Genomic DNA, 24673 nt, shown 5'->3' with positions numbered 1-24673 from the left:
CATCACTTTCTTTAGAAGGTGGTGCTTTTTTATTTGAAAAAGGCTTGAATTTTTTCGATCACATAAGCCTGATCTGAATCCGACATGTTGGGATTTAGAGGCAAGGACAAACAGGTTTCCGTGATTTTTCGCGAAATAGAGAAATCCCCTTTAGCCTGAAAAGAAATGAGATCAGGCAGAATCTTCGGGTAATGGATAGCAGTCCCTATCCCCTGCAAATGAAGATATTCCTTCAATTCATCCCTTCGAGTAGTTTGGATTACGAACAAATGCGCATTGTGATCTTCTTCCAAAACCCCACCAGGAAGCAACAATCCCTCATATCCTTCAAGAGCTTCTAGATAGTTTTTGGCTAGGGTTTTTCTCCTTTTCTGAAATGACTCAAAACGGGCCAAAAAAACATTTAAAAAACTAGCCTGTATGGTATCAATCCGGGCATTTCGACCCCAGCTCAAATGCTCATCCCTTCTGATTTGACCATGGTTTGAAAAAAGGGAAATCCTTTCGGCCAAGTCTTGACTTTTGGTGAAGCAAGCTCCAGCCTCGCCTAAGGCCCCAAGATTTTTTGTTGGGTAAAAACTGAATGCCCCTACATCTCCCCAAGTTCCAGAAGCTTTACCTCCTTGACTAGCTCCAAAGGACTGGGCTGCATCCTCCACAACTGCCAGCCCCAATTTACTTGCTGTACCACACATTGGTGCCATATCCACCATTTTCCCATAGAGATGCACAGGCATGATCGCCCGAGTTTTTGGAGTCACTAAGTCCACCCAATTTGTGGAAATCAAACCTTGATTATCGGTGTCACAAAAAATAGGTTTGGCTCCTAAGAGGTGAACAACCTCGGCAGTAGAAACCCAAGTAAGGGAAGGTACAATGACCTCATCCTCAGGTTGAATATCCAAGGCCCGCAGTGCAAGCTCTAAGGCATCTGTCCCATTCCCTAAGGGCTGTAAATACCCTTCCCCAAGTTGTTTTTTAAGATTTTCAATAAAAGACTGAACCTCTTTCCCACCAGAGAAAATCCCAGAATCAAGACTGGATTTGAAGGCCTTTTGCAATTCCTCTTTCAAGGAATCATCCATTTTACTCAGATCAAGAAAGGGTACTTTCATCCAAAATTTGAGCTAAAGATTTTGCAAGATTTTCGCGGGAATATTGATTGATTTCATGCTGGCTGGATTCCCCTGATTCTCCTTCGGCCATTTTGCGAAGCCCGACTTGAATACCAGCAAAGTCCGAATGGGCATACACCGCTCCAGCCTTGGCAGATTTTAGAATTTTGGCACTATCTCCTTTTGGGTCTCCCAAGGCAAGAATGGGGATTCCTGTAGACATGTATTCAAAAAGTTTACCTGGGATATTTCCCTTGGCATTTTTTGTATTGGTCAAAATCAAAACCAATGCATCTGCCTGGGCATAAAAAGAAAAAACCTCTTCATGAGCAACATAACCCGGGAATTCAACTTTTTGCGATAGCCAGTCATCTGCTTTGACGTAATCTCGAACAGTATCGCTCACGCGGCCAACGAAAGAGAATTTAACTTCTTCACCAGTCTCACCAAACTCCTCTTTGAATGCTTTGAGCAAAGGAATGGGATTACGGATGGCATCAATAATCCCTGTGTAAACCAAGTGAAAGGTCTTTGGCTCCTTCTTTTTCTTTTCGAATCCAACAGGCAAATCACTAGGATCATAGCCATTGGTCAAAAGCTTGATTTCTCGACCTGAAAGCCGAGATAAATTCGCCTGAAAAGTAGGAGAAATAGTGAGCACAGCATCGGATTGCTGAAGAACTTCTTGCTCTAACTTTTGATGCTTTTTTCGGATGCGGGCATTCATAGGGAGAGTATCCAAAAACTCCCACTCAGACCAAGGGTCCCGAAAATCCGCAATCCAAGGGATTTGGTATTTCTCTTTCAGGGCCTTACCTATCAAATGCATGCTATGCGGAGGTCCTGTGGTGATAATAGCTTGGAATTGCCCTTGCCGCACCAATTCAAACAGAAACTTTACCGAGGGTTTCACCCAAAAAACTCTAGGGTCAGGAACCAAAAGATTGGCCCTTGCCCAAATGGAAGCTTTTTCAATCCAGGACTTTGCACTCTGATCCATCACCCGGGCCGGGTGTGCTTCTTTCTTGCCTCTAATTTTATTTAGGAGTTGATAAGGCTCCCAAATTGGGAATTTGATCACCTCTAAATCCCCCGAAACTTCTGCAAGCAGCGACTCATCTTGTAAATCAAAATCTGGATTTTCGGGAGTGAAAATGACAGGTTCCCAATCAAACTGAGGTAGATACTTGGCAAATTTCAGCCAACGCTGTACCCCTGAGCCCGCACTTGGGGGCCAGTAATAGGTGATGATGAGGACCTTTTTTTTCATTCTGGGTCAAATTACCATTTAGTCCATGAAAAAGAAAAGGAGCCACGATGGTGACTCCTTTCTTCTTCTTAATTATCTAAAATTTATTCTCCCTGGGCTAAAGAATACCCTCTCACACCATCGAATAAATATAAATGCTCTGTTTTGATGAAATCAAAGCCCAACTGCTCAATTTGCTTCAAAAGGTCCAAAACAGTGTCGTGCGTAATCACTTTCTGATCTGCTGTCTTGAATCTGCATCTCCAGTGATCCGTACAGAAGGTTTCTCTCATTCCCTCAGGAAACACCTTCACCCCACGATTGGTAATCAATTGCAATTGAAGTCCATCAGCATTGGCTTTTCTCAATCCTTCTCCGATGACATTCGGATCTCGATCTGACTCATTCCAGTCAATAAAAACGTCCACTCCGATCAATTCTTTCTTGGCTCTAGGCTTAGATTTCAGCACAATATTCATCGGTTTCGAATCCTCCTTATCATAATGAACTGGAGTCATGGTCGCTGGCAATTGACCTAGTCTTTCGATCACAGCATCTGCAAATTCTTGAGTGGATGCTCGTTTTGTTGAAAATCCCTCCTGATAAATATCACCAGTGTGAATTCCATCTTCAAGAGTCTTCATCCAAGCGTTGGCAATCATTTCTGCCTTCTCTGGCATTCCGATGTGCACAAGCATCATCACCGCGCCATTCAGCAAGCCAGATGGATTGGCAATTCCTTGACCAGCAATATCTGGTGCCGAACCGTGAATTGCTTCGAACATCGCGACTTCAGCACCAACATTAGCAGAGCCACCAAGACCTACAGAACCAGTCACCTGAGCCGCCACGTCAGAGATAATATCTCCGTAAAGGTTTAGGGTCACGATCACGTCAAAAATCTCAGGTCTCTCAGCGATCAATGCCGTTCCTATATCGATGATTTTGTGATCATTTTCGATTTCAGGATACTCCTTCGCGATCTCATCAAACTTCTTGTGGAAAAGACCATCAGCCAACTTCATAATGTTGTCTTTGGTCATACAGGTCACCTTTTTTCTTCCATTCTTCTTTGCAAATTCGAATGCATAGCGGATGATTTTTTCAGAGCCTGGCTCAGAGATAAGCTTCAAAGTCTGGTATACCTCGTCTGTTTGCCTGTGCTCAATACCTGCATATAAATCCTCCTCATTTTCACGGATGATCACAAGATCAGTTTTTGGGAAATGCGTCTTCACAAAAGGAGAGAAAGCTCGACAAGGTCTCACATTTGCAAAAAGCCCGAATGACTTCCGTGTGGTCACATTCAAAGATTTAAATCCGCCACCCTGAGGAGTAGTAATTGGTGATTTCAAAAATACCTTGGTCTCCCTTAAAGAATCGATGGACTTTGGCTCCATTCCTGAGCTGATACCTTTGAGATAAACTTTCTCACCGATTTCGATGACGTCATATTCTAAATCAGCTCCAGCAGCATCGAGGATTTTCAGTGTGGCTTTCATGATCTCTGGCCCGATACCGTCACCATAGGCTACTGTAATTTTTCTTTTGGAAGACATATTTCTTAGATGATTTGGTTAAAATTTGATGGTGCAAAAGTAAGAAAAAAAGCCGGATCGGATAGATGAGGAATCCTAAATTTGAATTATAGATATCATAAAAAAACTTTGGACAAAATTGATGAATTTGGATATTTCTAAGAGCATCATTTGAGAATGACTACCCTAACCTTATATTTGTCCGCAACAGAAAGCATAAAATATGAACGACTTTCAGAATATTCTTACCGAAATCAAGAATGGGGTATTGTACCTCACTATAAATAGAGAACCTAGTCTTAACGCCCTGAATTTCGCCACTTTGGAGGAAATCAGAACCGTGTTTGAAGAGGTCATCGACAACAAAGAAATCAAGGCTGTAATTCTGACTGGAGCGGGAGAAAAAGCCTTCGTGGCTGGTGCCGATATCAGAGAAATCGCCGAATTAAATGAGTTGAATGCGAGAAAATTTGCAGAAAACGGTCAGGAAATTTTCTCCATGATCGAAAACTGCAACAAGCCAGTTATCGCGGTTACCAATGGTTATACTCTTGGAGGAGGCTGTGAATTGGCCATGGCTTGCCACATGCGAATTGCCACCGCAAATGCAAAATTTGGACAACCTGAAGTGAATCTTGGGATCATCCCTGGATATGGAGGGACTCAGCGTCTGACCATGCTAGTGGGTCGCGGTAAAGCAAATGAGCTCATGATGACGGGTAACCTCATCGATGCACAGGAAGCAAAGGAGCTGGGCCTAGTGAATCATGTCCTATCCACCAAAGATGAAGCTATTGCTATGGCTGAATCCCTGCTGAAAACCATCATGGAGAAAGCTCCATTAGCAATTGGGATGATTATTGATTGTGTGAATGCTGTCTACCTTTCGGAGGAAAACGGCTATCAAACTGAAGCGAATAGTTTTGCTAGATGTGTAAAATCTGGCGACTACGTGGAAGGAACTTCTGCATTTTTGGAAAAAAGAAAGCCAGTCTTCCGAGGGGAATAAGTATACCCACCTCGAATGAGCAACCTGAAAAGTCTGGCCGGGCAAACCGCCATTTACGGATTGAGCAGCATCCTTGGTCGATCGATCAATTTTCTGCTCATCATGGTCTATACGGCCTACCTCAGCAAGGATGATCTAGGTTCATTCACAGGAATTTACGCGCTTATTGGATTCTTGAATATCGTTTTCACCTACGGGATGGAGACCTCATTCTTCAGATTTTCAACAGGAAAAAATCTGGATCCGGAGAAAGTCTATTCTAGTACACAAACTTTACTTTGCCTTTCTTCACTCATCTTAGGCAGTAGCATTTATTTGCTCGCACCGAGTTTGGCAGAATGGATGGATTATCCGGGACAAGCCTATCTCTTTCGCTGGACGGCCCTTATATTGGGCTTTGATGCCATTCTCGCTATTCCCTTTGCCAGACTGCGGCTGGAAAACAAGGCCTTTGTTTTTGCTGGCGCAAAGCTCATCAACATTTTTCTGAACGTCGGGCTTAATCTCCTACTGATCATTTTCTTTCCACTGTGGATTGAATCAGGAGTCATTTCAGATGGATTTATGGGCTATCGCCTAGATTGGGGAGTGGAATATATTCTCTTGGCCAATTTGATAGCCAATGGTTTAATCATTCCTTTTGTCTGGTGGCAAGCTGGCTTCTTTAAATTAAGTCTAGACCCGGAAATCGTCAAACCCATGTGGAGGTACTCCTTCCCGCTACTGTTTATGGGCTTGGCAGGAGTGACCAATGAGTTGGTCTCAAGATTACTTTTTGAGTATTTGCTTCCAGAAAATTTCTATCCGGGTCTTAGCTCTCGTGAAGCCGCTGGTATTTTTGGCGCAAATTTCAAATTGGCCATTTTGATGAATCTAGTCATTCAGGCTTTCAAGTATGCAGCAGAACCCTTCTTTTTCAAAAAAGCCGTGGATCCAAATTCGCCAGCGCTTTATGCCAAGGTAATGCATGGTTTTGTGATTTTCACCACTGTTCTTATGGTCGCTATTTCGGTGAACCTCCAGTGGATCGGCCCTCTTTTCTTACGAAGTGATGGATATGAAGCGGGTCTTTTCATCGTGCCTACCCTTTTGATGGGATACTTACTTTTGGGAGTTTATTTCAACCTTTCCATCTGGTTTAAAATTACAGACAAGACTTCCTACAGCTTATGGATTACCCTAGCTGGGGCCGTAATGAGTTTAGCAGTAATCTATGTTTTGGTTCCAAAAATGGGTTTTTTGGGAGCCTCACTGAGTACTTTAGCCTCATATTCTCTAATGGTTTTCATTTGTTACTTTTTTGGTCAAAAGTATTACCCCATTCCTTACCCGACTGGCAAACTCATAACTTATCTGATCTTAGGGTTTGCACTTAGCTATGTTGGCTTCTACCTTTCGTTGGAGTCTTTTGCACTGGATTTTGTTGTCAAAAACCTTCTTGCCATTCTATTCCTAGTCCTTATTATTTGGATAGAAAAAAATGATCTCTTGGCTTTTCTGTTTAAGAAAAAATAAGGATCAAAACGCACTAATCGCATTCATTTTGAGTTGCATGAAAAGTATTATGTGCTTTTCTCAAAATGGAGAAAATCCAAATCCATTCCGCAAAAGGCATTATGTTTGCACTTAAGTTATTTACCCTAGAAATAAGTGAAATTTCGATATTCAATAGTCCTAATCCTTTCCCTTTTCTGCACACTCAGCCATGTGCAAGGCCAGACCAAACTTTCTAAAAAAGAAAGAAAAGAAAAAGAGGCCTTTGCCAATGCCAGTCGATACTATCTCGAGGGAGAAAAACAATTGGTGTTGGGCGACTTGGACAAGGCTTATTTTTATCTGCAAAAAGCAAGGGAATTCAGCCCCCAGGAACCAGCCATCCAATACAAGATTGCTGAAGTTCTTACACGGGCAAATCGCCCCAAAGAGGCCCTTCCATATGCCATGACGGCAGTTGAGTTGGACAGCGAAAATAAATATTACGCGCTACTAGTTGCAGAAATTTACACCGGACTTCAGCAACCACTAAAAGCTGCTGAAATCCTCGATCAACTAACTGCGGATGGAGAAAACAATCAGCAATACAACTTAGATCTCGCTTCCCTTTATCTGAAAGCAGGGGAATTTGATAAGGCTCTCGTAGTATTAAATCGAGCTGAAGAATATTATGGGGTTTTGGAGCCCATTACTCTTCAAAAACAGAGAATATACCTTTCTAAAAATGACCTTCAAAGTGCAATAAATGAGGGTGAAAGGCTGATCGAAGCACGGCCAGGAAATCCCAAGTACGTGCTTAACTTGGTAGAAATTCTCTTCAACAACAACCGCGCTGATGCCGCTTTGGAAGTAGTATTAGACGAAATCAAGAAATATCCTAATCAGCCGGAACTTCAGATGGCAGCTTACACGCTGTACAATGATCAAGGGGAAAAAGAAAAAGCAGAGCCCTATTTATTGCGAGGCTTCGCACATCCAGATTTAGAGGGTGAATCCAAAGCCTTGGCTTTTGAAGGTATTCTGATTGATATTCCCAGTTCCGATCGGAACCGATTGTTGGACACCTTGGCAAGTTCGATGACCCTGTTGCACCCTGAGAACGCGGCGGTTTACAAAGCTTTGGGAGATCGAGCCAAACAAGAAAATAAAGGAGACGAAAGTATTCAGCTTTATAAAAAGTCCCTAAACCTGAATGCCAAAAATGAAAAGCTAATCGAGGATGTAATTTTGGGGTCTTTTGGTGAATCTGCAGATCTGAATGCCCTTGAAAAATATACCATCATGGGAGTGGATGAATTTCCAAAAAGACCTGACTTTTGGTTTTATGATGGGGTGGTAAAGTCAGCAATCAAGAAAGACTCAGCGGCTGTGCTGTCTTTGGAAAAAGCCATAGAAATCAACGCTGGACAAAACGATCAGCTCGAGCAGGCGGCCAGAGGTACACTCGGTAGCTCGCTTTACAACCTTGGCAAGAAGGATGAGTCCTTTGAAAATTTTGAGGAAGCGCTCCAACTCAATCCCAATGACGAGCAAGTTTTGAATAATTACGCCTACTTTTTATCCCTAGAAAATCGGAATTTAGAAAAAGCTCGAACAATGGCGGCAAAGGTAATTGCAAGATTTCCTGATAATGGCACTTTCCTTGATACATATGCTTGGATACTTTTTCAAATGAAGGAATATACTGAGGCAGAAAAATACATGAAGCGAGCCATTGATAGTGAAGATGAGCCTAGCGGCGTAATGCTAGAGCATTATGGAGATATTTTATATCATCTAGGCAATAAAAATGAAGCATTGGCCTATTGGAAAAAAGCGGAAGGAAGCCCTGAAGCATCGGACAAGCTATCGTTGAAAATTCAAGACCAGAAGTACCATGAATAAACTATTTTTTGGTGCAAGCTTTATTTTTCTATTGCTTATTCTCGGCTCATGCTCGAAAAAGGCGACTGTTTTTTCCAGCTCCACCAAAATGGATGACTTCGATCCTGTAATGGCGGAATACAATTATTTGAGTGCCAAAGCTAAAATAGTCATCGAAGAAGAATCAGGTAAAATCACCCGTGGCACGGTAAATTTCAGAGCGAAAAAAGACTCCGTACTTTGGTTTACAGTTTCTCCTGGAATGGGTGTTGAAGCCATCAGAGGTCTCATTACTCAGGAAAAAATCATGATTAAAGATCGGATTGGAACTGACGATATCAATATGACCTATGCCGAATTCAAAACTATTTTTGGTCTGACGCTTTCTTTTGATCTTTTCCAAAATATACTTTGGGCCAACCCTCCTTACGCTTTCGATTACCAAGATCGACTAGCTCGAGTAGGCAGTAGTTTTGAACTCACTCAAGTAAGGAATGAAGTCCGGTATTTCAGTAAAGTGGACGTTACCCATGGCAAAGTCACCGAGTTGGTCAGTAATTCCATTGACGATCGAGGCTCGCTTTTAGCCAGTTTCCCCACCTTTCAAGATGTGGAGTCACAGCCATTCCCAATCGATGTGCTGTTCAAACTGGCTTACCAAACTGACTTCGGTCAGCAGAATACCATCATCAACTTAGAATGGGTTTCCATTTCCCCATACAATGATCCCATGTCCTTTCCGTTTAGATTTTAATGCATAGCCGAAGCGTTTACAAAGTTGCCTTCATACTTTTTTTCACGCTCTTTGCTTGGAGCATGGATGGATTTGCTCAAACCAAAAAAACACGAGAGCAACTCGAAAAGGAAAAACTTGAGGTTCAGGAAAGGCTCAAGGAATTTGATTTGATTCTTAAGCGAACTACTCAAACAAAAAACGCGACCATTGGAGAGCTCAATGCGCTCACGAGGCAATATCAAACTCAAAACAGACTGGTGAATACTCTTGATCGGGAAGTAAAACTGATCGATCAGGAAATTGATGAGACCGAAACCAAAATCAAGGATTATCAGCAAGAACTGAAGGAACTGAAGGAAGAGTATGCACGAATGATCTACAATGCCTCCAAAATGAATCGGGGTCTTTCGATCGTAGCATTCGTATTTAGCTCATCAGATTTCAATCAGCTCTACATGAGGCTAAAGTACCTCAAACAGTACGCAGATAGTCGAAAACAACAGGCCGTTCAAATCGAGAAACTGACAGCTGAGTTAGCCGCTCAACAAATAGTACTTGATGCCAAAAAGGAGGAGAAAGTGGCCGTACTGGCAGAAGCACAGCAGGAGCGCCAAAAGTTAGAACAAATGCGTAAGCAGCAGCAAGGCGTCGTGAATACACTAACATCTAAAGAGCGGCAGATTCAGGGTCAAATAGCCGAAACCAAAAAGCAGCAGGCACAATTGAACAAGATGATCAAGCAAGTCATCGAAGAGGAGATTCGACTTGCAGAGGCCGCTGCCAAAAAAGAAAATAGCACCACCACCAAAAGTGCGGGTAGCACCATGCCCATGACTCCCGAGGCGGCGGCCTTGTCCAGTTCATTTGCCGGGAATAGAGGAAAATTACCCTGGCCAGTCGAAACGGGTTTTGTATCTCAGGCTTACGGCACACATCCTCACCCAACGCTAAAGGGAATCACAATCGACAATGACGGAATCGACATCCGTACACAGCCCGAATCCAGCGTAAGAAGTGTTTTTGACGGAACAGTCACAAAAATCACGACCATGCCAGGCTATGGCGGAACGGTCATTATAAAGCATGGTGAGTATTATACCATGTACAGTAAATTGAAAACTGTGAGTGTAAAATCAGGCCAAAAGGTTAATGCCAAGGATGTGATCGGTCAGGTGGCTACTCAGCCGGATGGACAGGCAGAAGTTCATTTTCAAACCTGGAAAGGACTTGAAATCATGAATCCTTCCTCATGGATTTCATCCAAATAGTTCAAAAAGTCGTATATTCATAAAAAAGATGAACCGCTAGACATTATATCTTTGTCTAAGCCTAGTAGTCTTCTATCTTTGCCTTACATTTATCCCATAAAAACAAATTGATTATGCATACATTGGGTTTCTTTCAAAACATGGGTGGAGGATCGATCGTATTGATCGTTCTCGTGATCCTACTTCTTTTCGGAGCCAAAAGAATTCCGGAACTAGCCAGAGGTCTTGGAAAAGGCATCAGAGAATTTAAAGATGCTACCAAAGACATTCAAAATGATCTTGAAGAAGGTCTAAAAGACAAGAAGAAATAAATAATTTTCCTCTCATTGGAAACAAACGAAACATTCGACGATATTTCGAAATCTCTCCGAAATAAGGAGAGTGATTGTCGGTCGATTGTCGAAAAATATCTTCAAACCATTCAGACGAAGGCGCATCTCAACGCCTTCGTCGAGGTTTATAGGGACTATGCCTTAGCTCGAGCCGAGGAAATAGATCAAAAAATTTCTATAGGAAAAGCCGGTAAACTCGCCGGAATGGTAATTGGTATCAAAGACGTACTTTGCTTTGATGGCCATGAAGTCAATGCTTCGTCCAAAATTCTCTCAGGATTTAAATCCCAATTTACTAGCACTGCAATACAACGACTCATCGACCAAGATGCAATCATCATTGGGCGATTGAACTGTGATGAATTTGGAATGGGAAGTTCCAATGAAAATACTGTACATGGCCGTGTACTGAATGCTGCAGATGAATCCCGGGTTCCAGGCGGATCCTCAGGAGGTTCGGCCGTGGCTGTTCAAGCCAATATGGTTACTGCCGCCTTAGGCACAGATACAGGCGGGTCTGTTCGCCAACCTGCTGCCTTTACGGGCGTGGTCGGTATGAAGCCTACCTATTCCAGAGTATCGAGATGGGGGTTAATTGCCTACGCATCTTCTTTTGATACGATCGGCGTTTTTTCCAATACGGTTAAAGACAATGCTTTGATTATGGAAGTGATGGCAGGCTATGATGAGCAAGACAGCACATCCAGCCGAAAGCCTGTACCTGCATTCAGCGAACTTCTACATTTTAGCAAGAATACGAGGATTGCTTATCTCAAAGAAACCCTCGAATCAGAGGCCTTATCTCCTGAGATTAAATCAAATACACAATCTGTTTTAGACAAACTCAAGGATGAGGGTCATACTGTAGAAGAAGTAGAGTTTCCACTTTTGAAATATGTGCTTCCGACCTACTACATCTTGACTACGGCCGAAGCCAGTGCAAATTTATCGCGCTTTGATGGGGTCAAATATGGCTATCGTACTCCAAATGCAGTCAATCTTGAAAGTATGTACAAGCTTACCAGAAGTGAAGGCTTTGGAGCGGAGGTAAAAAGAAGGATTATGCTCGGCACATTCGTTCTGAGTGCAAGCTATCATGATGCTTATTTTACCAAGGCTCAAAAAGTGAGACGTATGATAAAGGAGCAAACTGAACGTCTGCTTTCGGAATATGATTACTTTATTATGCCGACCACTCCTACTTCAGCGTTTAAGTTTGGGGAACATAGTGGAGACCCCGTTGCAATGTATCTCGAGGATTTGTATACTGTACAGGCTTCAGTCTCTGGGGTGCCGGCTATTTCCATCCCGAATGGAGCTGATAAAAATGGAATGCCTATCGGACTTCAAGTGATTTCTAATTCATTCAAAGAAGCCGAACTATATGCATTCAGCGATTATTTAACAAAACTAACTGCATGAAAACGATGAAAAAGACTAGAGACATCACCAAAGTGTTCGGTTTAATCCTATTCATTTTGCCTTTGTTTTCTGTTTTTGGTCAAAGCATCGAAAAGCCACTCGTGGATCCAGAAGCTGATGTGATCCACGCCAATTACCAATACGAATACGTGCCCGATTTCACCTACGAAGAGGTAAAACAACGAATTGACGCCATGGATTCGGAAATGGCCTTTGAACTGAATGACCGTATTTTTTCATTCATCCAATACTTTGCAGTAAGGAATCGAGACTACACGAAAATGGTGATGGGTAGAAAAGACCTGTTCTTCCCTATGTTTGATTCCATCATGGCACAGCATGAAATGCCACTTGAGATCAAGTATCTCTCTATTATCGAGTCGGGATTGGATCCCCAAATCCGATCTAGAGTGGGTGCCATGGGACTTTGGCAATTTATGCCAGCGACAGGTAGAATGTATGGGATGACATACAATCAGGATATAGACGATCGTATGGAGCCAGCCAAAGCGACAGAATCCGCAGCAAAATATTTGAAATCACTTTATCGGATGTTTGGGGACTGGGAAGTAGCAATGGCCGCCTATAATTGCGGGCCAGGTAATGTGAGAAAAGCAATCCGAAGATCTGGAGGTAAAACCACTTTTTGGGAAATCTACAATTATCTCCCCCGTGAAACCCGCGGGTATGTCCCACAGTTTCAAGCGATGCTTTATCTCCTAAATCACCTTGAGTATCATAATTTTCATCTGGAAGAGCCAAGCTATTCTATGGCCTCCACAGAAGTACGATTAAACAGGGCGTTCAATTTGGAGAAGCTTGCTGAGCTTACAGATCTCTGCGTAGCCGACCTTGAAGTATTGAATCCTTCGATCAAAAACCGTAGAGTCCCCGAGCAAAATAAAAGTATGGCAATCCGGATCCCAAAGACTCGAGCAGCCTATTTGAATCAAAATCTTGCTTGGATTAGTGATTCATTGAACAATCAGCCAACCAACCTTATTGCCTCTGCTTCACTTCAAAACCTAGACAGTAACGGATCCCCTCGCACAGAGCCTGTGACCTACAGCGTGCGATCAGGTGATGTGCTAGGCTCCATCGCACAGCGACATGGAGTAACAGTCTCCGAGTTGAAATACTGGAATAATTTGTCCTCAAATTTGATCCGAGTGGGTCAAAAACTCTACATCGAGGCTACGATTCCTCAAAATCAAACTATTGCCCAAACCAGCACCACAAATGGCAAAAAAACATACGTTGTACAGCCAGGTGATTCTCTTTGGGTGATCTCAAGAAAACACGCTGGACTGAGCGTAGAAGATCTGAAACGGTTGAATAATCTCCGATCTAACAGTATCAAACCGGGTCAAACACTTGTGATCGGTTAACTTAATTCTAAGGACAGCCCTTCTATTTTTTATAAGCTTTAACTCATGAGACCTCCATCTCAGGAATATTTAAGTTATTTTAGAAGCTGTTAAATCAAAATACTATGAGAACTCTACAAAACATCATTGGAAGCTTTATTCTTGCGGCTTTATTGTTTGCCTGCGATGCATCTGATCGGCCAGATAGCAGCAAACCAAAGGCGAGAGGGGATATTGGAGAAATTATTTTGGCGATAGACTCCACTAAGTGGGCTGGACCTGTGGGAGATGAATTACGTGAGATTTTCATGGAAGATATTCCAGGAATGATACGTTCTGAAAGCATGTTCAATGTTCACCGGGTAGACCCTAGAGCACTGAACAGAATGTTGAAAATGTCCACCAACCTGGTTTATGTGACCACTTTTGATGATAAAAGTGCCAGTTCTCAGGTCATTAATTCTCAATTTACTAAGGAATCTAAGGAGCGGGCCCTTGCCGATAAAAACCTCTATACTTTACGCGTAGAAGATGAATACGCTATAGGCCAAGAAGTACTGTATCTTTTCGGAAATAATGAAGAGGAGCTACTTACCAACCTCCGTGAAAATAAAGGCAGAATTCAAAATCTCTTCCAGATTCGTGCTAGAGGACGATTGGAAAAAGCAATTCTGGCAAGGAAAAACTCTGAAGCCTCTTCAATCACCAAAGATCTACTCGGTATCCAGATCGAAGTTCCCGCCTCCTATCAGATTGCCAAAGCAGAAAACAACTTTGTGTGGTTGAGACAGCCGACTCCTAGCGCCAACCGTGCAGACATTAGTCTATTTTTTTACTCAGAACCCTATGTCAGTGAGGAGCAAACTTTCCCAGCGAACATCCTGAAGCTCAGAGACTCTGTGGCAAGACAGCATATCTTCGGTGATCCGGAAGACCCCACCTCGTACGTAGTGACTGAAAAACAAATTATCCCAGGGTTCAGAAACATGGTGATAAATGATAATTTTACGGTCGAATTACGAGCTCCTTGGAAGACCAATAACCTAAGTATGGGAGGTTCCTACTTGGGATATTTTATGGTGGATGAGGAAAAAGGAAGGATTTATTACATGGAAGGCTTTGTGTACTACCCTAACGAGGTACACCGAGATGCTTTGCGTGAAATAGAAACGATTTTACTGAAAACCGATATCAACTGGACTGAAGAAAAAGGAGCTTAATAAACCCAACAAACTGACCAAAAATGGCCATCAAAATTCGTAAAGCCGATGCGCTGAATTACCACACTCAAGGTAGTCCGGGCAAAATCGAAGTGGTACCCACCAAACCTCTATCCAGTCAAATGGATCTGGCACTTGCTTACTCTCCTGGAGTCGCCGAGCCATGTAAAGAAATCGAAGCTGATGAAGAAAACGTCTATAAATACACTGCCAAAGGTAATTTGGTCGGAGTAATCAGTAACGGAACTGCCGTCCTTGGACTAGGAGATATCGGGCCAAGTGCATCAAAACCAGTGATGGAAGGAAAGGGAGTCCTTTTCAAGAAATTTGCCGGAATCGATGTTTTTGATATTGAAATCAACGAGAAGGATCCTAAAAAACTGATCGAAATCATTAGATCGCTTGAGCCAACTTTTGGAGGCATCAATCTGGAAGATATCAAAGCTCCTGAATGCTTTGAAATTGAAACTACCCTCAAAAAAGAAATGAATATTCCTGTGATGCATGATGATCAGCATGGCACGGCAATCATTTCTGGAGCAGCATTACTTAATGCTCTCGAGGTGGTAGATAAAAACATTTCCGAAATCAAGTTGGTGGTGAACGGTGCTGGTGCTTCAGCAGTATCATGCACACGCTTTTACATGTCTCTAGGTGTGCAGCGCGCCAACATTGTGATGTGTGACAAGGAAGGAGTAATTCGTCAAGACCGCGAAAACCTAGATGATATCAAGGGAGAATTTGCGACAGATCGAGATATTTTAACCCTTTCGGATGCACTTACAGGTGCCGACGTATTCCTTGGTCTTTCCGCCGGTAATGTGGTGTCTCAAGATCAATTGAAATTGATGGCAGACAATCCTATCGTTTTTGCGCTAGCTAACCCTGACCCAGAAATAGATTACGATCTAGCCATTGAGGCCAGAAAAGACCTAATCATGGCTACGGGGCGGTCAGACCATCCTAATCAAGTCAATAATGTATTGGGCTTCCCTTATATTTTTAGAGGGGCTCTTGACGTAAGAGCTACGGCCATTAATGAGGAAATGAAACTGGCAGCCGCCAAAGCGATAGCCAAACTTGCCAAGGAGCCCGTTCCAGATATTGTAAATAAGGCTTATGGATCAGACAGTTTAGGATTTGGTCGATTTTATTTAATCCCAAAACCTTTGGATCCAAGGCTAATCACGACCATTGCTCCTGCTGTTGCCAAAGCTGCCATGGATTCTGGAGTGGCGAAAAACCCAATCAAAGATTGGACTGCCTACGAACTTGAGCTCCAGGAGCGAATAGGAATCGATCAGCGCTTGATGTCTGTAGTGATAGCAAGAGCCAAGAAAAATCCTAAGAAAGTGGTATTTGCGGAAGCAGATAATCCAAAGATTCTGAAAGCCGCCCAAATCATCAAAGATGAGGGCATTGGATTCCCAATCCTACTTGGAAACAAGAAGAAAATATTGGAGCTTATCGAGGAAAATTCATTGGACCTGACCCAAGCGACTATCATCGATCAGTATGAAGAGACTGCGATGCTCAGCAAATTTGGAGATATTCTCTACAAGAAGCGGCAGCGAAAAGGCATGACCAAAACAGAGGCGCACCGTTTGGTAACTCAGCGAAATTATTTTGGCGCCCTAATGGTGGAAACCGGAGAGGCTGACGCTTTCATTTCTGGATTGACTCGTGATTACCCCAAAACCATTCTTCCATCCCTTCACACAATTGGTGTAAAACCAGGAATCAACAGAGTGGCTGGGATGTACATCATGAATACGCCAAAAGGACCCTATTTCTTCGCAGACACCACGGTGAATCTAAATCCAACTGCGGAGCAATTGGTAGATATCATTGGCCAAACGGCGGATGCGGTTCGATTCTTTAATGTGGAGCCACGAATTGCGGTTCTTTCATATTCGAATTTCGGCTCGGCGCTTGGAGATGTTCCAGCAAAAACCGCCAAAGCTACGGCAATGGCCAAAGAGCGCTATCCAGACTTGGTAATTGAGGGGGAAATGCAGGCCAATGTAGCAATCAATGAAGAAATTCAGAAAGAGATTTACCCGTTTAGTAGTCTTAAAAATAAACGAGCAAATACGCTGATTTTCCCAGATTTGGCATCCGGTAACATCGCCTACAAGCTTCTTGCAGAATTAGGGAATTCCGAAGCTATTGGGCCGGTATTACTTGGCATGAATAAACCTGTGCATATCCTGCAGCTCGGTAGCTCAATTCGTGAAATAGTGAATATGGTGGCAATCGCTGTAGTGGATGCTCAAAGCAAGAGTGAGTTATGATCGCTTACCTCCAAGGAAAGCTCGCCTTTAAAGACCCGACTTACGTTATTATTGACGTAAATGGTGTGGGATATTTGGTGAAAATTTCACTACAAACTTATACTAAAATCAAAAGTGAGGAGTCAATACGACTCCTCACTCATCTTCATATCAAAGAAGACGCACATACTCTTTTTGGATTCAAGGAAGAAGAAGAGCGAAGTATGTTTTTGCTTTTGCTTTCCATTAATGGAGTAGGGCCAAATACAGCGCTCATGGTTCTCTCATCCCTGAGTACGGAAGAAATCGAACTTGCAATTTTAGGTGGAGATGTGGGCACAATCCAGCGGGTCAAAGGCATAGGAGCCAAGACCGCTCAACGGATAATTTTAGAGCTCAAAGACAAAATCGGAAAGAGCAATTCTGCGGACGCCCAATTGAATACAGGATTTTTGAACTCGAACAATAAAATCCGTCAGGAAGCGTTACAAGCGTTAATTACGCTAGGTTTTCCGAAAGCAGCAGCAGAAAAAAATTTAGCACAAGTCCTTAAAAAAACAGACGGAGAAATTTCGTTAGAAGATTTAATTAAGGCATCTTTAAAGACACCATAACATAAAGTTGCATTGAACTTTCGGAAGTTACTGACTTTTTGTAGGAGGTGGTTTCGCGGTAACTGGCTCAAATGCTTCATCCTTTTTGGGCTTTTGCTTGCCTATTCTACTTCCCAAGCCCAGGAAACGAATACCGACACCATTCCCACCAAACTTGATTCTCTCAATTTGAGGAGGATATCGCCTTCCTTTTTGTTATGGAATAGCCTTAGAACCAATCCACTTTTCCCCTACAGAAATCCCTTTCTACAGCCTCGGTCGCCTTTTTCACCCGCTCCACTCATTGACCAAAATGTAAAGGTCGAGGTAGATAGCACCTTGCGATACAGAATAATTGATGAACTAGACAGCACAAGGGTAGGCAATGAGCAGGAATACGATTTTGACCTTTTTTCTAAAACCCAAGAATACAAAGTAAGACAAGACTACTGGAGATCACGAGCCCGAGGTGGTGACGGGGAAAGCGCCGTAGAAGGCAGAGGTCTTATCCCACCACTGACAGTGAGTCCATCCTTCGATCGGATTTTTGGCGGAAGTGATATCAATATTATCCCCACTGGATATGTGAATTTAGATTTTGGTGCCATTTTCAGAAGAGTAGACAACCCCACTCTACCCATTCGCCAGCAACAAAATGGAGGCTTCAACTTTGACCAGCAAATCCAGATGGCCGTCAATGGATCACTAGGTGAGAAAGTAAAGATCGGAGCAAACTTCGACTCCAATAATTCCTTTGACTTTCAAAACCAATTGAAGCTGGAATATGACGGTTTTGAGGAGGATATTCTTCAATCAGTGGAAATCGGAAACGTGAGTATGCCGGTGCAAAACCGACTAATCCAAGGGGCTCAAAACCTATTTGGGGTGAAAACCCAAATGCAATTTGGTAAACTTAATGTCACCGCCGTGGCCTCCACACAACGAGGCCGAAGGGACAATCTAGTAATTGATGCGAATGGACAAGGAAGGACTTTTGATATCCAAGCATCGAAATACGATGAAAATCGACACTTTTTTCTAGGGCATTTCTTCAGAGACAACTATGAGCGATGGCTCCGAGGACTTCCACAAGTACTTTCCGGAGTGAATGTCACTCGTATTGAGGTATACATCATGAACCGGGCTTCCAATACGGAAACCTTACGAAACTTTGCTGCATTTCTTGATTTGGGTGAGGGTCGAGTGATTGCCAATCCTACAAACCCAAATATTGGGAGTGGAAACCCCGGTGCACCAGCTGGAAATGGCGCAAACAATCTTTATCAAAGTATCTCTTCAAATCCAGCATTTCGCCCATTTGATACAGGTTCTCGAACCATGGAATCTTCCTTGGGCATCCGAAAAGGAGTCGATTTTGAACAAATCAACGGAGCTAGAAAACTCGAGCCCACTGAGTACTTTTTCAATCCTCAACTCGGTTATCTCTCACTTTTCCGAAGACTCCAGAATGATGAAGTCCTTGCGGTATCGTATGAGTACACTTACAACGGTCAAGTGTATAAAGTGGGTGAGCTGACTGAAGACTATCAGGATAGAGCAGAAGATCAATTGATCTTTATGAAACTTCTTCGGCCAGCACGAATCAACACCAGAATCCCCACTTGGGATCTGATGATGAAAAATGTTTACAGCCTAAATGCTAATCAAATTCTTCGAGATGGCTTTCAACTCCAAGTAATCTACCGAGATGATCGTACTGGTCTAGACAATCCCTCTCTCCTTGAGGGGCAAAACGTCAAAGACGTTCCACTGATCCGGCTGACCGGTCTGGATAATCTCAACCCCCAAAATGACCCTGCCCCTGACGGGAATTTTGACTTTGTGGAAGGACTTACGATTGTTTCTAACAGGGGACTTTTGATCTTTCCTGTTCTAGAACCTTTCGGTTCCAACCTTGAGAAAGAATTTCTACCGACAGAGGCTGTTTTGAAGGATAAATATGTCTACGATACACTCTATAAAACCACGCAGGCAGATGCCGAATTGGTAACTCGCCTGAATAAATACTTCATAAAAGGCAGATTCACAGCAGGCTCGGCGAGTGAAATCCAATTGCCAGGATTAAATATTTCACCAGGTTCTGTGATTGTGACTGCCGGAAATATTCCTTTGACAGAAGGTGTGGACTTTACCGTGGATTACAATAGTGGACGTCTAGTCATTATCAACGATGCCATTCTTCAGTCTGGAAAGCAAGTATCAATCAGTTTTGAAAAAGCTGACTTGGTTTCCTTTCAAACGAGAAGTCTGTTAGGGACTCGATTGGACTATTTGGCCAGTGATAAGTTCAACCTTGGAGGTACCTTTCTTTATTTAAATGAACGGCCCAACGTCACAAGGATTGCTACTGGAAGTGAAACATTGAGAAACAGCCTTTGGGGTCTTGACGCGAATTATAAAGATGAGTCCAGATGGCTGACCAAATTGGCGGATGCCCTCCCCTTTACAGATACTAAGGAAACATCTATAGTCACCATGAGTGGAGAATTTGCGCACCTGATCCCGGGAACCTCAAATCAAGTGGATGGAGATCAAGCCTCATACATTGATGATTTTGAGGCAGCTATCACTCCCTTTAATCTGGGAGGAGCAGCAAATCAAAACTGGAAGTTATCCTCCACTCCTGCCACTCCGACTAACAAATTCGACCTGAGCAATCAAACTGAAGACAATCTCGGCTTTGCGTATAGAAGAGCCCGCTTGGCTTGGTACAATATTGACAATATTTTTTATCGCGAAAACGGCCCTGGAGTTCCTTCAAATATCACGAGGGAAGATCGTAGAAATCACTACGTTCGGCGGGTAGTTCCTCAAGAGATTTTCCCTCAGCAAGATAGGGATGTAATCATTACACCAGAGCCTTTGTTTGAATTGGCTTATTTCCCGTCAGAGCGGGGTATGTTTAATTACAACCCTGAGTTGGATTTCAATGGTCTTCTACGAAATCCGGAAAGAAACTATGGCGGTGTCACCCGAGCGATAACAACCGAGGTAGACTTTGATCGGACAAATATTGAATATCTCGAGTTTTGGCTTTTAGACCCCTTTATTGAAGGAGAAAACGGACGAGTCTTGGATGGAATCTTTAATGAAAACAACACTACGGGTGGAAAGCTATACTTTAACCTTGGAGATATTTCAGAAGACGTAATCAAGGATGGTAGTCACGCTTTCGAAAATGGGCTACCTGCAGACGGTGACCCTACGGAAACGCTTCAAAATGAATGGGGACGAATCACCCGTGAACAGTTTTTACTTCCTGCTTTTGACAATTCAGAAGAATCTCGTGTAAATCAAGATGTGGGTATGGATGGCCTTAGAAATGACGATGAAGCTACTTATTTTCAACAACGATTTCTAGATCGACTTAACGTTTCGCCTGAAGCGCGAGCTAACATTTTGGCTGACGTTTCGGCCGATAGATTTGAGTATTATCTCGATGAGAATTTTGATAATCAAGACATTAAAATCCTAGAGCGATACAAAAAATTTAACGGGATGGAAGGCAATACTCCAGTCACCGCAAACGAAAATCTCCCCTACACTCCATCTGGCTCAAACAATCCAGACAATGAAGATTTGAATACCGACAACACGATCAATGAGCTCGAAAACTATTACGAGTACGAAATAGATTTAAAGCCCGGTAATCTTGTGGTAGGTCAAAATTATATCGTGGATAAAACCACTCATACCGAAAATGGCGAAAATGTAGACTGGTACCTCTTTAGAATTCCAATTAGACAGCCAGATCGTGTACAAGGAGATATCACAGGCTTCAAGTCCATCCGATGGATTCGTACCTACCTCACTGAATTTGAGCAGCCGGTGGTACTTAGAATGGCTAACTTCCGAATGATCGGTAGCCAGTGGAGAGTTTTTCAAGAATCTCTTTTTGAAAAAGGCTTTTTCGAAATCCCTGAGCCTGACAACTCCAATGTAACTGTGGATGTGGTATCTATTGAGGAGAATAGCCAAGGAAGTGACACAGAAAGTCCTTACGTCCTTCCTCCTGGAATAAATCGAGATCGCGACAATACCTCAACGGTGGAACGAAGACTTAATGAGCAATCCCTTCGCGTCTGCGTCGAAGATTTAGGAGCTAAGGATGCCCGCGCTGTATTCAGAAACATCAGCCAAGATATTGTACAGTTTGAGCGGATCAAAATGTTCCTTCACGCCGATAGCCAGGACGCATTGGATGGGGAAATTACCGCTTTCTTAAGACTGGGGACGGATTATACCGACAACTACTACGAAATCGAAGTTCCTCTGACCATCACTCCAAAAGGTACTAGAGACCCGAGAGCCATTTGGCCACTTGAAAATGAAATAGATATTGCCATTCAAGAAATTGTAGGAGTAAAAGTGGAACGAGACAATAATCAAGTTCCCCAAAACCTCCCATTCTCCCAGCAAGTGCGACAATACAAAGTAACCGTGGTGGGAAGGCCCGAATTAAATCAGATCCAAGGCATGATGATTGGGGTAAGAAATCCTGGAACAGGCATAGGAGGAAGCAGAAGCATTTGTATTTGGGCCAATGAGCTTAGAGTTACTGGATTTACAAAGTCGAATGGATGGGCGGCGAATGCTTTTGTAAATGCTAAAATTGCTGATGTCGCCGTGGTTTCTGCATCTGTTCGCCACAGTTCTATAGGCTTTGGAGGCTTAGAAACCCGACTTTCTCAAAGAGACCGACAAGCCACCACACAGTATGATATTTCCACCAATGTGGATATCCATAAATTACTTCCAGAGGGGCTTGGAGTAAGTATTCCTATGTATTTCAGTGTGGCCAACTCAACGACGAAACCAGAATATGATCCCTTAAATCCGGATGTTCCTTTTGAGGTTGCTTTAGGCAAATTTGAGACCGATGCAGAGCGTGAAGCCTATAGACAATTGGCCTTGGATCAAACGAATCGTAAAAATATCTCCTTTACCAACGTTCGTAAGGTTAAGACTAATCCTGAGACAAAAAAGCATTTCTACGATTTTAGCAACCTGTCTTTTTCTTATTCCTATGGAGTGGTCAAACAGACAAATGCTCAGATCCAAGATTACACCTTCAAGACCTACAATGCCAACGTCACGTATAGCTATGGCTTAAAGCCGCTAAATATCGAACCATTCAAAAATAGTGAATGGCTGAGTTCTCCAAATTTGGCTTTGATCAAGGATTTTAATTTGAATCTCGCCCCTACTCAGGTACTGGCGCGTTTAGACGTGGATCGTAGGCTTTTGCGGTCTCAGTATAGAAATGATCAACTGAGTACTTCCGGAGTAGATCCACTTTTCCAGAAGAGCTTCTTTATGAACCGTTTTTATTCCTTAAACTGGGACTTAACTAGAAACTTACGAATGGATTACACTGGGTCTGTGCTTGCTGTCGTGGACGAACCCACCGGCGACCTTGATACTCAAGAAAAGCAAGACTCAGTACGAAGCAATGCATGGAGTTTTGGAAGAAGAACAAATTACAATCACCGCGTAAACCTAAACTATGCCATTCCATTTGATAAATCCCCAATTACAGACTGGATACGTGCAGACTATCAATACAACACCACTTACACCTGGTTGACTGGATCTATTGGTCAGCGCGATACACTCGGTAACACCATACAAAACACCAGAGAGCAGAGTATCATCGGGAAACTTGACCTGATGAAATTATATAACAAAAACAAAAAACTCGCCGCTCTCAATGCTCCTAAAAGGCCTCCTATTCCTGGAAGAAGTCAAACCGTAGCTGAGGACACAATTGGTACACCATTCACCAGCAAGCTCATGAAGCTCGCAATGATGGTGAAGGAAATCACCTACAATTATGGAATCGTAGAAGGCACCTTCTTACCTGGCTATATGCCAAACACAGGATTATTGGGAATGGACCGTGCATTTGCCAATCCGGGCCTTGCCTTCCTGTTTGGTAGTCAAGACCCTTCTATCCGAAATCAACTTGCCAATAATGGTCTGATGGCGCCTAGCCCTGAACTCACACAACCCTTCTCTCAAACTAGAGCTATGAATTTGAGATTTGGAAGTATTGTGGAGCCTTTTCAAGATTTTAGAATCACTTTAAATGCAGAGAAACGAGAAACAGGAGACTATAGAGAAATATTTAGAAACTCTACGGATAACCCAGGTGAATACGTTTCAATAAGTCCAACGCGACTATCGTCCTATTCGATTACCACCATCATGATAGGTACAACCTTCGCCACAGACGATACGGAAAATAACTCTCCTCTTTTCGATCAATTTGAATCAAATCGAGCCATTGTCCAAGGGCGCCTTGAAGCACAAAATGGAGGTGGTCAATATGGGATCAATGGACAAGACGTACTTATTCCTTCATTCCTAGCGGCATACAGAGGGCAAGACGCTTCTGAAGTCAACCTCAATCCATTCCCAAAAACGCCTCTACCTAACTGGCGTCTAGAATACAGAGGTCTTTCACGGCTTGAGGGGTTGCGAGATATTTTCACTAGTATCAATATCACACACGGTTACGCCTCTACCTATGATGCGAGTAACTTCAGCAGTTCACTCCAATATCAGCAAGGACTTGAATTATTTAATACGTTACAAAACATTCCACTTCCAACCGAAGTCAACGAAACAGGGCAATTCATCCCAGTTTATGTATTGAATGATGTGATTTTATCAGAGCGCTTTTCCCCACTAATCGGCATCGATTTATTGACAAAAGAGCGCTTAAATGTAGCTATTCAGTATAATAAGGAGCGGAATTTGGGAATTAACTTCTCCAACTCCCAAGTCACTGAGCAAAAGAGTTCAGACTTTGGAATCAATATTGGTTACACAAAAGCGGGTGTGCGGGTACCCTTTAAAATCCGAGGACAACAAGCCATTTTGAAAAATGACTTGGATTTCAGATTGGACGCAAAAGTGGGGAACACTATTCAGGTGCAGCGAAAAATTGAAGAAGGAAGCACGATCACAAATGGTAATTTGAATATTCAAATCCGGCCTACCATCAGCTACCTTGTGAATCAAAACCTGAGTGTAACGCTTTATTTTGATCGAACGATCAACGATCCAAAAGTCACTACAGCCTTCCGCAGGTCATCTACAGCCTTTGGTGGACAAGTCAGATTTAATTTATCCCAATAGATTTTATCCTAAAGGGATTCCTTTTATTTT

At 42.9% G+C, this 24673-nt stretch carries 15 protein-coding genes; 12 read left to right on the top strand and 3 right to left on the bottom strand.

Annotated features, from left to right (window positions below):
- Positions 1-29: 29 nt before the first annotated feature.
- The 3 genes from ACFOSV_RS09665 to ACFOSV_RS09655 form a co-directional block, all read right to left on the bottom strand.
- The gene (locus ACFOSV_RS09665; RefSeq protein ID WP_377905802.1) at positions 30-1115 is read right to left on the bottom strand and encodes a DegT/DnrJ/EryC1/StrS family aminotransferase; all 1086 of its coding nucleotides are present in this window, start codon (positions 1113-1115) and stop codon (positions 30-32) included.
- Complete coding sequence (locus ACFOSV_RS09660) at positions 1096-2385, bottom strand: glycosyltransferase family 4 protein (protein ID WP_377905801.1); 1290 nt, start codon at positions 2383-2385, stop codon at positions 1096-1098. The genes ACFOSV_RS09665 and ACFOSV_RS09660 overlap by 20 nt, the downstream gene beginning before the upstream one ends.
- Positions 2386-2468: 83 nt before the next feature.
- Positions 2469-3923 (bottom strand): NADP-dependent isocitrate dehydrogenase, encoded by a 1455-nt coding sequence (locus ACFOSV_RS09655; RefSeq protein WP_377905800.1) that lies wholly within the window; start codon positions 3921-3923, stop codon positions 2469-2471.
- A gap of 202 nt (positions 3924-4125) precedes the next feature.
- Between ACFOSV_RS09655 and ACFOSV_RS09650 the strand changes: the two genes are divergently transcribed.
- From ACFOSV_RS09650 to sov, 12 genes are all read left to right on the top strand, one after another.
- Positions 4126-4911 carry an enoyl-CoA hydratase/isomerase family protein gene (locus ACFOSV_RS09650; RefSeq protein ID WP_377905799.1) on the top strand — a complete coding sequence of 262 codons (786 nt, stop codon included), beginning with the start codon at positions 4126-4128 and terminating at the stop codon, positions 4909-4911.
- A 15-nt stretch (positions 4912-4926) separates the two neighbouring features.
- Positions 4927-6426: an oligosaccharide flippase family protein gene (locus ACFOSV_RS09645; protein ID WP_377905798.1), complete on the top strand. Its 1500-nt coding sequence runs from the start codon at positions 4927-4929 to the stop codon at positions 6424-6426.
- Between the two features lie 135 nt (positions 6427-6561).
- Positions 6562-8289 (top strand): tetratricopeptide repeat protein, encoded by a 1728-nt coding sequence (locus ACFOSV_RS09640; RefSeq protein ID WP_377905797.1) that lies wholly within the window; start codon positions 6562-6564, stop codon positions 8287-8289.
- On the top strand, positions 8282-9022 hold the full coding sequence (locus ACFOSV_RS09635; RefSeq protein ID WP_377905796.1) for a DUF4292 domain-containing protein: 741 nt from the start codon (positions 8282-8284) through the stop codon (positions 9020-9022). The genes ACFOSV_RS09640 and ACFOSV_RS09635 overlap by 8 nt, the downstream gene beginning before the upstream one ends.
- A complete protein-coding gene (locus ACFOSV_RS09630) occupies positions 9022-10272 on the top strand; it encodes a murein hydrolase activator EnvC family protein (protein ID WP_377905795.1) in 1251 nt (416 codons plus the stop codon). Before ACFOSV_RS09635 ends, ACFOSV_RS09630 begins: the two co-directional genes overlap by 1 nt.
- A 113-nt stretch (positions 10273-10385) precedes the next feature.
- On the top strand, positions 10386-10583 hold the full coding sequence (gene tatA, locus ACFOSV_RS09625; protein ID WP_377905794.1) for a twin-arginine translocase TatA/TatE family subunit: 198 nt from the start codon (positions 10386-10388) through the stop codon (positions 10581-10583).
- A gap of 15 nt (positions 10584-10598) precedes the next feature.
- Entirely contained in the window at positions 10599-12026 is a 1428-nt protein-coding gene (gene gatA / locus ACFOSV_RS09620) for an Asp-tRNA(Asn)/Glu-tRNA(Gln) amidotransferase subunit GatA (protein ID WP_377905793.1), read from the top strand.
- Positions 12023-13414: a LysM peptidoglycan-binding domain-containing protein gene (locus ACFOSV_RS09615; protein ID WP_377905792.1), complete on the top strand. Its 1392-nt coding sequence runs from the start codon at positions 12023-12025 to the stop codon at positions 13412-13414. Before gatA ends, ACFOSV_RS09615 begins: the two co-directional genes overlap by 4 nt.
- A gap of 104 nt (positions 13415-13518) precedes the next feature.
- Positions 13519-14613 (top strand): DUF4837 family protein, encoded by a 1095-nt coding sequence (locus ACFOSV_RS09610; RefSeq protein ID WP_377905791.1) that lies wholly within the window; start codon positions 13519-13521, stop codon positions 14611-14613.
- 23 nt (positions 14614-14636) lie between these two features.
- Positions 14637-16907: an NADP-dependent malic enzyme gene (locus ACFOSV_RS09605; protein WP_377905790.1), complete on the top strand. Its 2271-nt coding sequence runs from the start codon at positions 14637-14639 to the stop codon at positions 16905-16907.
- A complete protein-coding gene (gene ruvA / locus ACFOSV_RS09600) occupies positions 16904-17500 on the top strand; it encodes a Holliday junction branch migration protein RuvA (protein ID WP_377905789.1) in 597 nt (198 codons plus the stop codon). The genes ACFOSV_RS09605 and ruvA overlap by 4 nt, the downstream gene beginning before the upstream one ends.
- A gap of 168 nt (positions 17501-17668) precedes the next feature.
- The gene (gene sov, locus ACFOSV_RS09595; protein ID WP_449224151.1) at positions 17669-24643 is read left to right on the top strand and encodes a T9SS outer membrane translocon Sov/SprA; all 6975 of its coding nucleotides are present in this window, start codon (positions 17669-17671) and stop codon (positions 24641-24643) included.
- The last annotated feature ends 30 nt before the right edge of the window (positions 24644-24673 follow it).

Origin of the sequence: Algoriphagus namhaensis, from assembly GCF_042649705.1 — a bacterium.
Lineage (GTDB): Bacteria > Bacteroidota > Bacteroidia > Cytophagales > Cyclobacteriaceae > Algoriphagus > Algoriphagus namhaensis.
Note: the sequence above shows the minus strand (reverse complement) of the source record. Positions and strands in the feature narration are given on the sequence as shown.

Bases quoted from the DNA above. Each gene is read 5' to 3' on its own strand.
- ACFOSV_RS09605 (WP_377905790.1), top strand. From the start codon at position 14,637: ATGGCCATCAAAATTCGTAAAGCCGATGCGCTGAATTACCACACTCAA.
- ACFOSV_RS09635 (WP_377905796.1), top strand. From the start codon at position 8,282: ATGAATAAACTATTTTTTGGTGCAAGCTTTATTTTTCTATTGCTTATT.
- ACFOSV_RS09650 (WP_377905799.1), top strand. From the start codon at position 4,126: ATGAACGACTTTCAGAATATTCTTACCGAAATCAAGAATGGGGTATTG.
- ACFOSV_RS09655 (WP_377905800.1), bottom strand. From the start codon at position 3,923: ATGTCTTCCAAAAGAAAAATTACAGTAGCCTATGGTGACGGTATCGGG.
- ruvA (WP_377905789.1), top strand. From the start codon at position 16,904: ATGATCGCTTACCTCCAAGGAAAGCTCGCCTTTAAAGACCCGACTTAC.
- ACFOSV_RS09630 (WP_377905795.1), top strand. From the start codon at position 9,022: ATGCATAGCCGAAGCGTTTACAAAGTTGCCTTCATACTTTTTTTCACG.
- ACFOSV_RS09615 (WP_377905792.1), top strand. From the start codon at position 12,023: ATGAAAACGATGAAAAAGACTAGAGACATCACCAAAGTGTTCGGTTTA.
- ACFOSV_RS09645 (WP_377905798.1), top strand. From the start codon at position 4,927: ATGAGCAACCTGAAAAGTCTGGCCGGGCAAACCGCCATTTACGGATTG.
- tatA (WP_377905794.1), top strand. From the start codon at position 10,386: ATGCATACATTGGGTTTCTTTCAAAACATGGGTGGAGGATCGATCGTA.
- ACFOSV_RS09610 (WP_377905791.1), top strand. From the start codon at position 13,519: ATGAGAACTCTACAAAACATCATTGGAAGCTTTATTCTTGCGGCTTTA.
- ACFOSV_RS09665 (WP_377905802.1), bottom strand. From the start codon at position 1,115: ATGAAAGTACCCTTTCTTGATCTGAGTAAAATGGATGATTCCTTGAAA.
- ACFOSV_RS09660 (WP_377905801.1), bottom strand. From the start codon at position 2,385: ATGAAAAAAAAGGTCCTCATCATCACCTATTACTGGCCCCCAAGTGCG.